The 17,187-nt window shown below is 77.1% G+C and carries 1 protein-coding gene; it reads right to left on the bottom strand.

All coding sequences use genetic code 11. The features are described from left to right. Window positions 1–4 precede the first annotated feature (4 nt). Window positions 5–16,585, bottom strand: a complete 16,581-nt coding sequence (locus tag AMIR_RS39355) for a type I polyketide synthase (protein ID WP_015802769.1) — start codon at window positions 16,583–16,585, stop codon at window positions 5–7. Between the last annotated feature and the right edge of the window lie 602 nt (window positions 16,586–17,187).

Raw genomic sequence — 17,187 nt, 5'->3', positions numbered from 1 at the left:
CCGGTCAGGCCCCGCCGTCCCCGCCCCGCAGGACCACCTCCCGCTCGGCCGAGGCGGGCGTCTCCACGGGGACGTCCGCCGGGGCGGGCTCGAACGGTTCGGGCTCGATTGGTTCAGGCCCAGTCGGTTCAGGCCCAGTCGGTTCGGGCGCGGTCGGTTCAGGCCCAGCCAGTTCAGCCACGGCTGGTTCAGCCACGGCAGGCTCGGGCGTGCCAGGTTCGAGCGCGACGGGCTCGGGGTCGGGTTCGGCGGGGGAGGGCTCCGCCGGGGCCGCCCCGACCGCGACCGGCTCCCCGCCCGGCAGCAGCGCCCGCAACCGCTCGACGAGCGCGCCGCGCGCCTCCTCCGCGAGGTCGACCCCGTCCAGCGCCGCCAGCGCGTCCAGCGCCGCCGCCACCGCCGACCCCCGCTCCACCCGCTGCCGGGGCAGCGTCGCGGGCGCCTCGTCCGGCGACCACCGCATCGGCAGCACCACCGGCTCCGGCCCGTCCACCGCCCGGTCGAACAACCGCAGCGCCTCGTCCACCCGCAGCGGTCGCGTCCCGCTCACCGCGGGCTCCCCGGCCAGCGGCCCCCACGCCAGCGCCCGCCCGACCAGCCCGGACCGGGTCCGCTCCAGCGCGATCCCGGCCAGGAACGCCCACGCGGCGGCCTCCGCCACGTCACCGCCCAGCGCCCACCGGGCCGACCCGCAGAGCACGAACAGGTCCAGGTCACCGGCCGCCTCGTGCAGCCGCCACGCCCCGGTGAACACCTCGCCCGGCTCCTGCGCCACGTGCACCACCCCGGTCACCGCGTGCTCGGCCAGCACCCGCCGCACCGCCGCCCCGTCCCCGAGGTCCAGGTCCACCACCGCCGCGCCCAGCTCCTCCCGCAGCGCCGCGACCGCGCACGCGTCCCGCCGCCCGGCGAGCACGACCCGCCACCCCCGCCCGGCGAGGTGCCTGGCCAGCGCCGTCCCGACGGGTCCGCCGCCGACCACCAGCACCGCGCCCGCGTCGGCGCGCGGCGCGACCAGCACGGCCTTCCCGGCCTGCCCCAGCGCCTCGGGCGCGCGCCGCACGTCCCACGCGGTCGCGGGCAGCGGCTCGACCCCCTCGGCGACCAGCCGGGACAGCATCCGCTGCACCCGGTCCGGGGTCACCTCGGCCAGGTCCAGCACCCGGTGCCGCACGGCCCCGAACCCCGCCAGGTCCGGGGGCGCCCCGCCCAGCTCCACGAAGTACCCGCCGGGCCGCAGCAGCTCCAGCGAGGCCGCCGCGAACTCCTCGGGCAGCGCGTTCACCACCACGTCCACCTGCGGGAACCGCTCCCGGAACCCCAGGTCCAGGCAGGAGGCGACCCGCTCGGCGGGCAGGCCCGGCGCGTGCCGCCCGTCCGGGCGCGCGGTCGCCCACACCTCGGCGCCGGTGGCGAGCGCCAGCAGCACCACCGCCGCGCCGACCCCGCCCGCGGCCTCGTGCACCAGCACCCGCTGCCCCGGCTGGAGGTTCACCACGTGCCGCAGCGCGTAGTGCGCGGTCAGGAACGCCGACGGCACCGACGCGGCCTCGGCGAACGTCCACCACGCGGGCACCGGCACGAGCGAGCGCTGGTCGACCACCGCCTCCGGTCCGGTGGGCCCGTCCGCGAGGCCGAACACCCGGTCGCCGACCGCGAGCCCGTCGACGTCCGCGCCGACCTCGGCGACCACCCCGGCCAGGTCGGAGCCCAGCGGCGCGCCCGCGTCGTGCGGCGCGCGCGCGTCCCGGAAGCCGATCCCGGTCGCGCGCACCGCCACCCGCACCTCGTGCGGTTCCAGCGCGGTCCCGGGGCGGGGGGCGGCCACCACGCCGTCCGGGCCGACCTCCAGCCGCCACGGCCCGTCCGGAATCTCCAGCGCGGGCCGGGGCTCGGCGACCAGCCGGGGCGCGAACGCCGTCCCACCGCGCACCGCCACCTGCTCCCGCCCGGTCGACACCGCCGCCGCCACGTCCTCGGCGCGCTCGGCGTCCACCAGCACGATCCGCCCCGGCCACCGGACCTGGAGCGCGCCGACCGCGCCGCGCAGCGCCGCGCCCACCGGGTCGACGCGGTCCTGCCCGCGCACCGCCACCGCGTCGCGGGTCAGCACCACCAGCGCAGGGTGTTCCGCGAGCGCGTCCTCGATCTCCGCGCGCGCCCGCTCCACCTGCCCGGCGACGTCGGCGCCCGAGCGCCCGCGCCGGTCGAGCACCAGCGGATCACCGCCTGCCGCCCCGGTCGGGCACGGCTCCCACACCTCGCGGAACAGCACGCCCCGCCGCTCGGCCTCCGCCGCCGCGCGCGGTTCCACCGAGCCGATCGACGCGACGGGCGCGCCCTCGGCGTCGGCCAGGTCCAGCCGCGTCCCGCCGGGGGAGCGCAGCACCCGCGCCCGCAGCTCTCCCGGCGCGCGACCGGGGTGGTGCAGGACGACGTCGCGCCACGCGTGCGCGAGCAGCTCGGGTGACGGGTCGCGGCCCAGCAGCGCGGCGGCCTCCAGCAGCGCCGGGTGGACCAGCCACTCCTCGGCCGGAACCCCTTGCGGCAGCACGAGGTCCGCGTACCAGGCGGTGCCGTCCCGCCACACCGCGCGCACCCCCTGGAACGCCGGTCCGAGGCCACCGGGGTGCACGACCGGGACCGGTTCGGCGCCCGCCGGAGGCCACACGGCGGGAGCCCAGACCTCGCTGTCCACTATGGACTCGGCGAGAACCCCGGTGGCGCAGCGGGTCCAGGCCCCCTCGTCCTCCCGCGCGTGCACCACCAGCCCGGTCCCGCTGACCCGCGCGCGCAGCGCCACCGGCCCGTCGAGCCCCGGCGGCGCGTGCACCACCAGCTCGGCGACCCCGGCCAGGCCCGTCCGCCGCGCCGCGTGCAGCGCCACGTCCAGCAGCGCCGCGCCCGGCAGCACCGCGACACCGTGCGCGGTCCGGTCCGCCGACCACGGCTGCCCCGCGGGGCAGACGCGCCCGGTGAACACCACCTCGTCGCTGTCCGGCACGTCCACCCGCGTGCCCAGCAGCGGGTGCCCGCCCTCGTCCAGCCCCAGCTCGCCCGGTGCGGTCGACGCCCGGCCCCCGCGCGGCGGCAGGACCTCCCGCTGGAACGGGTAGGTCGGCAGCTCCACCGGCCGCCCCGCCGGGATCAGCCCCGTCCAGTCCACCGGCCGACCCGCGCCGTGCGCCCGCGCCAGGTCAGCCAGGAACGCCTCCGCGTCCGCCCCGTCCGACCGGATCACCCGCAGCGGCCCGGCGTGCTCCGCCAACCAGGTCAGCGCGGCGTGCAGCCGGACCGGGCCGCGCAGCTGCCGGGCCCAGTAATCCGCCGTGCCGAAGTCCTCGGCGGGCGCGCCCACCAGCGTCGACACCACCGGCAGCGCCGGGGCGCGCACCACCAGGCGCTCGGCGACCCGCGCCAGCTCCGCGACCAGCGGGTCGCAGTGGTGCGAGTGGAACGCCCCGCCCGCGCGCGGCTGCTCCACCGGGCGGCCCAACGCCCGCCAGTGCTCCACGACCGCCGCGACCGCGTCCGCGTCACCGGAGACGACCGTGCTGTCCTGGCCGGTCACCGCCGCCACCGACACCCGTTCCCCCAGCGCGGCGACGACCTCCGCCTCGCTCGCGCCGATCCGGGCCATCACGCCCGAGCGGGGCAGGTCGGCGAGCAGCCGGGCGCGGGCTGACACCAGCGCGGCCGCGTCGGGCAGGTCCAGCACGCCCGCGAGGTGCGCGGCGGCGACCTCGCCGACCGAGCGGCCCACGAGGTGGTCGGGCGCCGCGCCGTGGTGCTCGTAGAGCCGGAACAGCGCCACCTGGAACGCGAACAGCGCGGGCTGCGCCACCTCGGGCCGGTCCAGGTCGCCGCCGTGGAACACCAGGTCGGTCAGCGGCGCCTCGAACCGGGCCGCCACCTCGTCCCACGCCGAGGCGAACACCGGGAACGCGTCGTACAGGTCGCGGCCCATGCCCGCGCGCTGCGCGCCCATGCCGGACAGCAGCAGCACCGACCCCGCCGGTCCCGGCTCGGGGTGGAAGTCGGCCAGCGCGGCGAGCAGCTCGGCGCGGTCGCGGCCGAGCAGCACCGCGCGGTGCTCGAAGTCGGCGCGGGTGGCGAGCGCGCGGCTGACGTCGGCCGGTGACCAGGTGGTGGTGGTGGCCAGGTGCGCGCCGAGCCTGGCGGCCTGCTGGCGCAGCGCGCGCGGGGTGCGGGCGGACAGCAGCCACGGCACCGGGCGGCCGGGGCCCTCGTCGGGTTCGGGTTCGGCCTGCGGGGCGGGCCGCTCCAGCACCAGGTGCGCGTTCACGCCGGAGCCGAACGCGGAGAGCCCGACCCGGTGCGGTTCCGGCCACTGCCCAGGGTCCGGGGAGTCGCCGGACGGCGGCAGCAGCCCGTGCCGCATCGCCTGCGCCACCAGGACGATCCCGGTGATCCGCCCGTCGAACCCGGCGCGCGCGGGCGCCTGCCCCTCGGTGAGCCCGGCGGACTCCAGCGCCCGCAGCACCACCCGCCGCCGCGCCGGAACCCCTTGTCCCGCGGCGCTCCCGGCCCCGTCGGAGTTCACCGCCGACCCGCGCACCACCACCAGCGGGCGGCGGTCGTTGCGCGTCGCGTCCACCAGCCGCTCCAGCACGAGCACGCCGGTCCGCCCGTCCGCGTCGACCCCGCCGACCAGCGCCAGCACCGACTCCCCGGACCGCAGCGACTGCGCGGCCAGGTGCACCGCCACCAGCTCCGCCCCGTCCGCCACCCCGATCGACGGCCCCTCCAGGGCCAGCGCCCGCACCACCCGGCCCGGCGACCGGCCGCCGGTGAACACCCCGGTCGCGGTGCCGCGCAGCGCGCGCGGGGTGATCCCGGCCCGCTCCAGGGCCTCCCACGCGGTCTCCAGCAGCAGCCGCTCGCCCTCGTCGACCTCGGCGGCGGCCTCCGGCGACAGGTCGAAGAACGCGGCGTCGAACCGCGTCGCGCCCACCACCCCCGCGGCGGGCGGCTCACCCGCGACCAGCCGCTCCCACAGCGCCTCCGGCGTGCCGACCCCGCCGGGCAACCGGCACGCCGACCCCACCACCACAACGGGTTCCAGCCCCGGCGGCGCGCTCTCGGCCCGCTCGTCGGCCTGCGCGTCCCGGCTCAGCAGCACCGTCAGGTGGTCCGCCAGCGCGGACGGCGTCGGGTGGTCGTAGACGACCGTCGCGGGCAGCCGCAGACCGGTGGTCGCCATCAGGTGGTCGAGCAGCTGCACCGCCTCCGCCGAGGTGAACCCCAGCTCCCGGAACGTGCGGTGCCCGTCGATCCCGGCCGCGCCGCGCTTGAGCGTGGCCGCGACCAGGTGCGGCACCAGGGTGTGCGGGTCCGGCTCGCCCTCGGTGACCGGCAGCCCGGCGGAACCGGGGCCGCGCCAGAACCTGCGGTGCTGGAACGCGTAGGTGGGCAGCTCGACGTGCCCGCCCCGGTTGCGCCACAGCACCGGCGTGCCGCCCGCCCACACCTCGGCCAGCGCCTCGGCGAACGCGACCGCGTCGTCCGCGCCCCGGCGCAGCGCGCCCAGCGCGACGTCCGGGTGCGCCGGGTGCGGGCCGACCTCGACCACCGTCCCCAGGCCCTCGGCGCGCAGCGCCAGCAGCGCCTCGTCCAGCAGCACCGGGTCGCGCAGGGTGGCGTACCAGTACTCGGCGTCCAGCTCCGAGGTGTCCAGCATCCCGCCGGTGACCGTGGAGCAGAACGGGATCGCGCCCTCGCCCGGCCGCACGTCCGCGAGCAGCCCCACCAGCTCCTCGTGCGCCCGCTCCACGTGCCCGGTGTGCGCGTCGCGCCCGCCGAGCGAGCCCGCGAACACCTGGGCGCGCAGGCACACCACCCGCGCCGCCTGCGCCAGGTCCAGCGCGCCCGCGACGTGCGCCGCCGCCACCTCGCCCTCGCCGCAGCCCACGACCGCCGCCGGGGACACCCCGTGGTGCCCCCACAACCGGGCCAGCGCCACCTGGAACGCGAACAGCGCGGGCTGCGCCACGTCCGACCCGGTCAGCGGGTCCGCCTCGCGCAGCGCCCGCAGCACCGACCAGTCCTGGTGCTCGGACAGGGCCGCGTCGCACTCGGCGAGCGCGTCGGCGAACACCGGGCTGACGCGCAGCAGCTCCCGGCCCATGCCCGGCCAGTGCCCGCCCTCGGCGGGGAACAGCAGCACGACGCGCCGCGCCGCCGGATCGGCCTCGCGCACCGCCAGGTCGCGCAGGTTCCGCAGCAGCTCGGCGCGGTCGCGGCCGACGACGGCGGTGCGGCGCTCGAACCCGGTTCGGGCGGCCAGCGAGGCGGCCACGTCCGCGGGGGTCCAGCGCGGCAGGTCGACCAGGCGCGCGTGCAACCGGGCGACCTGGGCGCGCAGCGCCTCCGCCGTGCGGGCGGACAGCGGCCACACCACCGGGGCGTCACCGTCCACAGCGGACCTCTCCGGCTCGTCCGGGGCCTGCTCCAGCACCACGTGCGCGTTCGCCCCGGACGTCCCGAACGAGGACACGCCCGCCCGCCGCACCCCCGGCCACGGCTCGGCGTCCCGCGCCGCGCCGCCCTCGCGCTCCACCGGCAGCAGCCCGTTCCGGATCGCCTGCACCACCTTGATCACCCCGGCGACGCCGGAGGCGGCCAGGGTGTGCCCGGTGGCCCGGCGCAGCGAGCCCACCCGCACCGGCGACGGCCGGTCGTGGCCGTAGGCGGCCAGCAGCTCCGCGCCCTCGCCCGGATCTCCGGAGGTGGCCTCCACGGCGGTGACGTCCCGCGCCGCGAGCCCCGCCTCCGCCAGCGCCGCGCGCACCACCCGCTTGCGCGCCGCCACGCCCTGGGTGACCGCGCTGCCCGCGAGCACCGCCAGCACCGGGCGTCCCGCGCGCCGCGCCCCGGACAACCGCTGGAGCACCAGCACGCCCACGCCCTCGGCCCGCTCCGCCCCGCCAGGGGGCCCGCCCGCCGCGACCCCGCAGGCCAGCGCCAGCCCGGACTCGCCCGCGCGCAACGACCGCGCCGCCAGGTGCACGGCGACCAGCGACGAGGAGTCCGCCGCCGCGACCGTGATCGCCGGACCGGACAGGCCGAGCGTGCGCGACACCCGCGCCGAGGGATCGCCGTCCTGGGCCGTGGTCCCGGTGAACACGCCCGCCGGGCCGCCGCGCAGCGCCTCCGGGTCGACGCCCGCGCGCTCCAGCGCCTCCCAGGCGACCTCCAGCAGCAGCCGCTGACCGGGGTCCATGGCGGTGGCCTCGCTCGGGCTGATGTCGAAGAACGCCGCGTCGAACTCGTCGGCGCCCGGCAGGCCCGCGCTCCTCGGGGCGCCCTCGGCGTCGAGCAGCTCGGCGACGTCCCAACCGTGCCGCGCCTCGGTCCCGCCGCACAGCACCAGGTCCCACAGGTCGTCCGGGGTCTCGACGCCGCCGGGGAGGCGGCACGCCATGCCGATCACGACCACCGGGTCGTCGGCCGGGGGAGCGGGGGGACGCTCGACGACCTCCACCCGTGGTTCCGGCTCCGCGTCGACCTCCGGTTCCGGGTCTTCCTCGATCGGAAGCGCCTGCGATGCTTGGGCTTCGACGAACGGCGCGCGCGGCGGCGGGGCCTCGTCCAGCGCCACCAGGACCGTGTGCGGGGTCGTTCGGGCGGTCTCCAGCAGCTCCGGCACCCGCGCCGGGTCGTCCAGGCCGATTGCCTGCGCGGGCAGCCCCAACCCCCTGCGGTGCACGGCCAGCGCCTCCAGGAACGCCGCCACCGCCGCGTCCGCCTGCCCGGTCGGGCGCGCCGACGGCAGCAGCAGGAAGAAGTCCAGGTCGCGGTGCCGGGTCACCTCGTGCAGCGCCCAGGCGGTCCCGGTCGCCGAGCGCAGCGCCGCCGACACGTCCGCCACCGGGCGCGGCGCGTGCACGACCCCGGTGGGGCGGTGCGCGTCCACCAGCCTGGCCAGCGCCCGCGCGTCGTCCGGGTCGCCCGCCTCCACGGTGACCGCCGCGCCGTGCCCCTCCAGCTCCCGCCGCAGCTCCCACGCGTCGTGGACGCGGCCCACCAGCACCAGGTGGTCGTGGTGCGGGGCCAGGTGCCCGGCCACCGCCGCGCCCAGGCCCTCGGTGCCGCCGACCACCAGCACCGTGCCGCGCCTGGCGCGCGCCGGGGCGGTCAGCACGACCTTGCCGGTGTGCCCGCCGGTCGCCAGGTGCCGCAGCGCCTCACCGGCGTGCCGCAGCTCCCACGCGCGCAGCGGCAGCGGCTCCACCCCGTCCGACAGCAGCCGGGCGAACACCGCGACCAGCACGTCCGGGTCCACCCCGGCCAGGTCGAACCCGCGCCACCTCGGGTCCTCGCGCGGGCCGCCGCCGCCCACGTCCACCAGCAGGCCGGTCGGGGACAGCAGCGCCAGCGACGCCGTCGCGATCTCCGCGTCGCCGCCCAGCACCACGTCCACCTGCGGGAACCGGTCCAGGAAACCCAGGTCGCGCGAGGACGCCACCCGCTCCGGCGGCACGCCCATCGCGTGCAGCGCGGGCCACTTGTCCGGGTGCGCGGTCGCGAACACCTCCGCGCCCGCCCGGTGCAGCAGGTGCACCGCGGCCGTCCCGACCCCGCCCGCCGCGCGGTGCACCAGCACCCGCTGGCCCGGCCGGACGCCCGCGAGGTGGTGCAGCGCGCAGTGCGCGGTCAGGAACGCCGACGGCACCGACGCGGCCTCGGCGAACGACCAGCCGTGCGGCACGTGCGCCAGCAGCCGGTGGTCGGCCGTCGCGATCGGGCCTAGGCAGCCGTCGACCAGCCCGAACACCGGATCGCCCACCCGGAACCCGAACACGTCCTCGGCCGTGCCGGTCACCACGCCCGCCGCCTCGCGGCCCAGCGCCGTGCCGACCGGGGCGGTGCGCGCGGCGTGCACGTCCCGCAGCCCCAGACCCGCCGCGCGCACCGCGATCCGCACCTCGCCGGGCGCGAGCGGGCGCAGCGGTCGGGCCACCGGGCCGACCCCGTCGACCAGGCCCGGCTCCACGACCTCCAGGCGCCACGGGCGCACCGGTTCCGGGTGGAGGTCGGCGGGGAGCAGTTCGGGGACCAACGCGATCGTGCCGCGCAGGGCGATCTCGGGCTCGTCGAGGGGGAGCACGGGCGCGAGGTCGCCGTCGCCGTCGACCAGCGCGACCCGGTCCGGGTGCTGCTCCCGGACCGCGCGCAGCAGGCCCCAGAGGGCGGCGGCGGTCGGGTTGGGCAGCTCGCCCGGCAGGGCGGCGACGGCGCCGAGGGTGCGGACGACCAGGCGCGCGGTCGGGTCGCCCGCGAGGCGGGCGAGCACGCGCTCGGCGACCAGCTTCGGGACGGGGGAGGGCTCGCGGTGGTCGAGCACGACGGTGGTGAGGGGCGGGGTGGTGGGGGGCGGGGTGGTGGGCGCGGTGGTTCGAGCCTGGATGCCGGAGTGCGGGGTTCCTCGCGTGCCGCCCTGGCGCGCGCCTGCTCGCGGCGGGGTGTCGTGGTGCGCTGCGATCCTGGTCCAGCTCCGCGTGAACAGCCCGCTCGCCGCGCCGCCCTGGAACTCGACCTGGTCGACTTCGAGCACCGGTCGCCCGTCCTGGTCGCACGCGGTGATCCGAACCGAGTCCCGCCCGATCCGCTCGACCCGCGCCCGCAACCCCGTGCCCCCACCCCGGTGCAACCGCACCCCGGACCAGCGCAGGGCCAGCGGTGGCGTGGACCCGTCCAGCAGCACCGCCTGGAGCACCGGGTCGAGCAGCGCCGGGTGCACCCGCCACGCGGTTCCGGGCACCCCGTCCGGCTCCACCTCGACGTGCAGCACCCGCCCGTCCTGCCACACCCCGCGCAACCCCCGGAACGCCGGACCACACCACACACCCCTGGCCGCGAGGACGTCGTCGGCGTCGGTGAGGTCCACCGGTGTTCCGGGCGGAAGGGCGGTGGCCGAACCCTTGGGCCGCTGGTCAGCGACGGTGCCTTCCCCGGACGGGTGATCTTCGGATTGGTGCTCGCCGGGTAGGTGCGCAGGGGGGTCGGCGTCACTAATCTTGGAAGCAACCGCCACGTGGTCGTACGAGGCGGGATCACTGCCCGAGCCGCTCCCGAGGAGCGCCGGCTCGGTGACGCCTTCGCTGGCTGCGGCACCCTCGTGCGCCGCGTCGGGGTCAACGTCGGCGGTCGCCACGTCGGCGGTCACCAGGGTGGCGGTCGCCAGGGTGGCGCGCATCGGGCTGGTCGGGGTCGGGTCGGTGCTCACCGCGCCGGTGGTCGGCGTGCTGGTGTTCACCGAGCTAGTGGTCGGCGTGCCGGTGGTCGCTGGGTCGGTAGTAGCCAGGCTGTCGGTCGCTGTCCTGCTTGCCTCGTCGTCGGCCCCAGCCTCAGCGCTGTCGGTGGTGACGCTGCCAGTCGCAGCGCTGCCCACGCCGGTGCTGCCTCCGGGGTCGCTGCCTGCGTTGGTGTCACCTGCGCTGGTGCTGTCTGCGGTGGCAGTGCTGCTGGTTGTTGTGCTGTCAGTTGTCGTGTGGTCGAGCGTTGCGCTTTCCGGTGCTGCGCTTTCCGGTGCTGCGCTGTGTGGTGCTGCGCTGTGGAGCGCTGTGCCGGTGGAGGAGGTGGTGTCGTTCGGTGTAGTTGCCGTGCTTGTGCTTGTGCTTGTGGTTTTTGTTGCTGCTATTGCTGTTGCTTGGGTGTTGAGGAGGGCGGTGGCGTGGGGGAGCCAGTCGGCTGATTCGCGCACGTGCAGCACCAGGGTGCCGTTGTGCGGGTTGGCGGTCAGGCGCAGTGCGGTGCGGCCGGTGAGCGGGAGTGGTTCGTGCAGGAGGAGTTCTGCCAGTTCCGCGTCCAGCACTGCCGCTACGTGCAGGGCCATGTCCAGCACGGCCGCGCTCGGCAGCACCGGCACGCCGCCCACCTCGTGGTCGGCCAGCCAGGGGTGGGCCTGCGCGGACAGCACGCCGGTGAACACGATCTCGCCTGAGCTGGGCACGTCGACGCGCGCGGTCAGCAGCGGGTGGCCGCCGGGTTCCACGCCCAGGTCGCCCGGTGCCGCACCGGTGTCGGGGGCGGGCCAGTAGCAGCGGCGCTGGAACGGGTAGCCGGGCAACGGCACGCGGCGTGCTGCGGGCAGCAGGTCGGTCCAGCGCACCGCGCGCCCGGCCTCGTGCGCGCGGGCCAGGCCGGTGAGGAAGTCCGCGACGCCGTCCGCGCCGGGACGTGTGGTCGGCAGCGCGGTGATCGCGCCGTGCCTGCGCCGCGCCCACTCCAGCGCGTCGTGGAACCGCACCGGTTGTCGCAGCTGCCGTGCCCAGTAGCCCGCGGTGGCGAACCCGTCCACGGGCCTGCCCTCCAGCGTCGACACCACCGACAGCGAGCACTGCCTCGGGTGCAGCCCGGTCGCCACGATCGCCAGCTCCACGGCGACCGTGTCGCAGTGGTGCGAGTGGAACGCGCCGCCGGTGCGCAGCACGTTCGCCTGCCGTCCACGCGCACGCCAGTGGTCGACCAGCGACAGCACCGCGCCGGGATCGCCGGACACCACGGCGCTGTCGGGCGAGTTCACCGAGGCCAGGCACACGCCGTCGCCGAGCAGCGGCTCCAGCTCCTCCTCGGTGGCCTCCACCGAGGCCATGAGCCCGTCCGGCAGCAGCGCCACCGCGAGCCGGGCGTGCGCGTCGAGCAGCGCGAGCGCGTCGGCCAGGTCCAGCGCGCCCGCGAGGTGCGCGGCGGCGACCTCACCGACCGAGTGCCCGACGAGGTGGTCGGGGGTGACGCCGTGGTGCTCGTACAACCGGAACAGGGCGACGTGGAACGCGAACAGCGCCCGCTGCGCCACCTCGACCCGGTCCAACTCCTCGGACGGCCCGTGGAAGGCGATCTCGGTGACCTCCGGCGGGCACACCGAGTCCCAGGCGCGCGCGAACACCGGGAACGCGGCGTGCAGGTCACGCCCCATGCCGACGTGCTGCGCCCCCTGCCCGGACAGCGGCAGCACCACCCCGGCACCCCGACCAGCCACAACCTCATCCAACTGCCCGACCAGCTCATCCCGATCCCGCCCGAGCAGCACCGCCCGGTGCGAGAACCCGCTGCGCGTCACCAGACTGACCGCCACCTCGGCCGCAGAAGCCTCCGGGTGCGCGACCAGGTGCGCCCGCAACCGAAGCCCGTGCGCCCGCAGCGCTTCCGGCGACTTCGCCGACAACACCCAAGGCGTCAACGGCAACCCAGCCCCACCGGCAGGCACGTCAATGACGGGCGGCTGTTCCAGGATCAGATGAACATCCGTGCCGAACCGCCCAAGCGACGACACCCCAACCCGCCTCGGCTCCGCCCACGGAACCGGCTCGACGAGCGGCACGAGCGCTGACTCGGACACCCCAGCAAATGGAAAACCAGAGCCAGACCCAGGCCCAGAGCCAGACCCAGACCCAGAGCCAGACCCAGGCCCAGAGCCAGACCCAGACCCAGGCCCAGAGCCAGACCCAGGCCCAGAGCCAGACCCAGAGCCAGACCCAGGCCCGGTCTCGGTCTCGGTCTCGGACCTGGTGCCAGTCCCAGTTCCGAACCCCGCCCCCGCCCCCGCCCCCGCCCCGGACCTGAACCCTGTACCCGAGCCTGTCCCAGCCCCGGTCATGGAGCCGGGGCGAGCCTCGGCCCTGATTCCGGTTTCGGTTCCTGAGGCACCATTCGCCCCTGGCCTGAGTTCGGCGGTGGGTTCGGGTGACGCCCTCGGCGTGGGAGCGCTCTCACCTGTGGAAGTGGATGCGGGTGTCGGGGTGTGAGTGGGTGTGGTTGCCGGGGATAGGTGCGGGGTTTGGGGGAGTGTGCCGTGGCGTAGGGCTTCCACCAGTTTCACCAGTGCGGCGGCGCCTGATGCTGCTCCGGTGTGGCCGGTGGTGGAGTGGAGTGCGCCCAGGTGGACCGGGTGGGGGTTTGTGCCGTAGACGGCGTGCAGTGCGGTGAACTCGGTTTCGTCTTCGGGTGGGGTTCCTGTGCCGTGCGCTTCCACGGCGTTGATCTCGGTCGGGTCCAGGCCCGCTTGGGACAGTGCGCGGCGGATCAAGCGCTCTTGTGCGGTGGAGGGAGTTGCTTGGGGGGTGGACGTGCCTACGGCGCTTCCGCGGATCACCGCCAGCACCGGGTGTCCTGCTGCCAGGGCGTCGGACAGGCGTTCCAGGACCAGTACCGCGACGCCCTCGGACCACCCGGTGTCGTCGGGGCGTTCGGAGAACGGCTTGTGCTTCGGGGCGTCGACCTGCCGCTCGGTGGCCTCGGGGGTGGTCAGCACCTCCACGCCGCCCACCAGCGCCAGTTCGGACTCGCCCGAGCGCAGCGACTCGCTCGCCAGGTGCACCGCCACCAGCGACGACGAGCACGCCGTCGTCACGGTCACCGCCGGGCCGACCAGGCCCAGGGCTTGGGCGACCCGGCCGGACGTCGCGCTCGGGCATCCGCCTGGCGCGTCGGTGTGGTCGGCGCCGGTGCCCACGAACGTGCCGGTTGTGCTGTCGCGCAACGAGGTCGGGTCGATGCCCGCGTCCTCCAGGGCCTCCCAGGTGGTTTCCAGCAGGAGGCGTTGGCGGGGATCGGTCGCCAGGGCCTCGCTCGGGCTCAGGCCGAAGAACGCGGCGTCGAACTCGCCCGCGCCGTCCAGGTAGCCACCCGGACCACCGCTCTCCCAGCCCCGGTCCGCCGGGGGGAGCGGGACGATCGCGTCGTCGCCCTCGGACAGCAGCGTCCACAGCGCCCCCGGCGAGTCCACCCCGCCCGGCAAGCGGCAGGCCGTTCCCACGATGGCGACCGGCTCCACGCCGGGAACATCAAAAACACCGCTATCGGGAACAGGGGGAGTGATGAACTCGGAAGGGAGAGCCGGAGGGGGTTCAGGGGGTTCCTGCTCGGACGTGGTCGGGGAAGTGTCGTCAGGCTCAGGCTCGTGCTCGGCTTCGGAGACCTCATCCGGTTCGTGCTCGGGCTCGGGTTCGGGCTCGGCGGGTTCGGCCGGGGCGGGCTCGGCCTCCGCCTCCTCGTTCGCCTCCTCGTTCGCCTTCGAGTCATCCAGGTCATCCAGGTCGTCCAGGCTGAACCTGATCGTGTCCGCGTCGGCCGGGACCCCCACCGGTGCGAAGAAGTCCGTCGCCTCCGGGTCCCCCGGCTGCTCCTCCTCACCCGCCCAGCAGTTCTCCCGCTGGAACGGGTAAGTCGGCAGCGTCACCCGGCGCGCGTGCGGCACCAGCCCGCGCCAGTCCACCGGCAGACCGCCGGTGTGCGCCCGCGCCAGCCAGTTCAGCAGCGCCGACGGCCCGTTCGCCGTCGACGGGATCGGGAGCAGGGACGGGTCGTGGGTGTGCAGCCACGTCGTCGCCCGGTGGAACAGCACCGGGGCCCGCAGCTGCCTCGCCCAGTAGCCGGGGGTCGTGATCTCGTCGGTCGGCTCGCCCAGCACGGTCGACACCACCGGCACCCGCGGCGCCCGGAACGTCAGGGTCGCCGCCACCGCCGCCAGTTCCGGCGCCATCGGGTCGCAGTGGTGCGAGTGGAACGCCCCGCGCGTGCGCAGCCTGCCCGCGTCCACGCCCGCCCGCCGCCAGCGCGCCACCACCTCGTCGACCGCCGCGCCGTCCCCGGACACCACGGTGGCGTCCGCCGTGTTCACCGCCGCCACGTCCACGCCCGGCACGTCCCGCAGCGCCGCCGCGACCTCGGCGGCCCCGGCGCGGACCTCCGCCATCGCGCCGTCGGCGGGCAGCTCGCGCAGCAGCGCGGCCCGCGCGCGCACCAGGGTCGCCGCGTCCCGCAGGTCCAGCACCCCGGCCAGGTGGGCCGCGGCGACCTCGCCGACCGAGTGGCCGACCAGGAAGCTCGGCCGCACCCCGTGCGCGGCCAGCAGCGCGGCCAGGGCCACCTGGAACGCGAACAGCGCGGGCTGCGCCACCTCGGTGCGGTCCAGCTCCTCCTGCGAGCCCTCGAACACCACCTCGCTCAGCGCCGGGTCCAGGTGCGCGCACGCCTCGTCCCACGCGCGCGCGAACACCGGGAACGAGGCGTGCAGCAGCCTGCCCATGCCGACCCGCTGGCTGCCCTGCCCGGACAGCAGCAGCACCGCGCCCGACCACCGCGGCTCCTCGGTGATGCCGCCGAGGCCGTGCAGCAGCTCCTCGCGGGTCGCGCCGACCACGGCGGCCCGGTGCGCGAACGCGGTCCGGCCGCGCGCCAGGGTGTGCGCGACGTCCGACGGCGTCCAGTCCGGCTCGCCCAGCAGGTGGTCGGCCAGCCGCGCGGCCTGCTCGCGCAGCGCCTCGCGGCTCGCCCCGGACAGCAGCCACGGCACCACCGGCTCGCCCGGCGGCTCGGGGACCGGGGTGCGGGCGGGGGCCTCGCCGAGCACCAGGTGGCAGTGCGTGCCCCCGTCGCCGAACGCGCTCACACCCGCGACCAGCTCACCGCCCCACCCGCCGTGCCACTGCGTCAGCGAGGTCTGCACGCGCAGGTTCAGCAGGCCCAGGTCGACCGCCGGGTTCGGCTCCCGGAAGTGCAGGCTCGGCGGCAGCTCGCGGCGCCGGATCGCCAGCGCCGCCTTCAGCAGGCCGACCGCGCCCGCCGCGCTCCCCAGGTGCCCCACGTTCGTCGTGGCCGACCCGACCGGCAGCGGCGAGCCGGGCGGGCGGGCCGCGCCCAGCACCGAGCCGAGCGCCAGCGCCTCCGCCGCGTCGCCCGCGCGGCTGCCCGAGCCGTGCAGCTCCACGTACCCGACCACCGCCGGGTCGACGCCCGCCGCCCGGTACGCCGCGCGCAGCACCTCCCGCTGACCGGCGGGGTCCGGACCGCCGGACGCGCCGTCGTCGGTGATCGCGCCGCCGAGGACCAGGCAGTGCACGTCGTCGCCGTCCGCGAGCGCGGTGGCCAGGTGCTTGAGCACCAGCACGACCCCGCCCTCGCCCCGGCCGGGGCCGTTCGCGGACGCGTCGAGCACCCGGCAGCGCCCGTCCGGGGACGACCCGCCGGACCCGGCCGCCCAGTCCGGCCCCAGCATCAGGTCGACCCCGCCCGCCAGCGCCACCGCCGACTCGCCCGAGCGCAGCGACTCGCACGCCAGCTGCACCGCGACCAGCGACGACGACTGCGCGGTGTCCACGACCAGGCTCGGCCCGCGCAGCCCGAACGCGTGCGCCACCAGGTCGGCGACCACCGCGCCCTGCCCGTCGTCGTCGGCGGTCACGCCCAGGAACACGCCGACGCCCGCGCCCGCGAGCGCGCCGGGCACCGTGCCGCTGTCCTCCAGCGCCTCCCAGACCAGTTCGAGGGCGAGCCGCTGCCTCGGGTCCATCGCGCCCGCCTCGCGCTCGGAGACGCCGAAGAAGGCCGCGTCGAACTCGTCCACCCCCTCCAGCGCGCCGCCGCGCGCGCCCGGACCCCACCGGTCGGCGGGCGCGGCCCCGGTCGCGTCCGCGCCCGCGCGCAGCAACCGCCAGAAGGCGCGCGGGTCGGCGGCGCCCGGCAGGCGGCAGGACGCGCCGACGACGGCGATCGCGTGCTCGGCCCGGCCCTCGGCCGAGGCGTCCCACGGGGTCGGTGCGCGGTCTGGTTCGGGCAGCAAGGTGCGACTCTCCGGCTCGTCCTGGGCTGGTCCCGCGCTGGGGCTCCTGGGGGCGGGAGCGGCGCGGCAGGCGCTGGAACGGGTCAGCGCCCGCCCGCGCCGTACCGCCGGGATGGTTGTGTCCGCCCACGGGGACGCGCAACCGAGCGGGGAGCGGTTGACCGGATCGGCTGACACACGGGCGGGTTTTGCTGTGTGGCTGCCCGGTGTCGCGGCCCCGGTCTGGTACCGCCGAGCCCCTGTCCGCAGTGTCCGGATCGCGCCGCCGGTCCGGGTGGGGCGGACCCGTCGCGCCGCACTACACCTGCCCCGGCGGGCGCGCACGTCCCTTCGGGCCGGGCCGAAAACATTGTCCGGTGATCACGGCCGGGGGGAACCTGGGAGCGCGGGCAACCGGGGGCGCCCGGTCGGGGGCGGGGGCGGATCCAGGGGGCGGTCCCACGACCGCCGGGGGTGTTCCGACCTGCCTGCTCCGGGCTCGTGCCGTCCGGGTGGCCTGCGGATGGGGGAGCCTGCCCGCCACCGGGCGCGTCCGGGTTCCGGGCGCGCCCGGTGGGCTTCCCGCAGGACGCGCGGCCGGGCCTTTTTCACAGGCCGCGCGA

The organism is Actinosynnema mirum DSM 43827 (genome assembly GCF_000023245.1).
Taxonomy (GTDB): domain Bacteria; phylum Actinomycetota; class Actinomycetes; order Mycobacteriales; family Pseudonocardiaceae; genus Actinosynnema; species Actinosynnema mirum.
The sequence above is the reverse complement of the archived record's forward strand: the minus strand, read 5'-3'. Positions and strand labels throughout refer to the sequence as shown.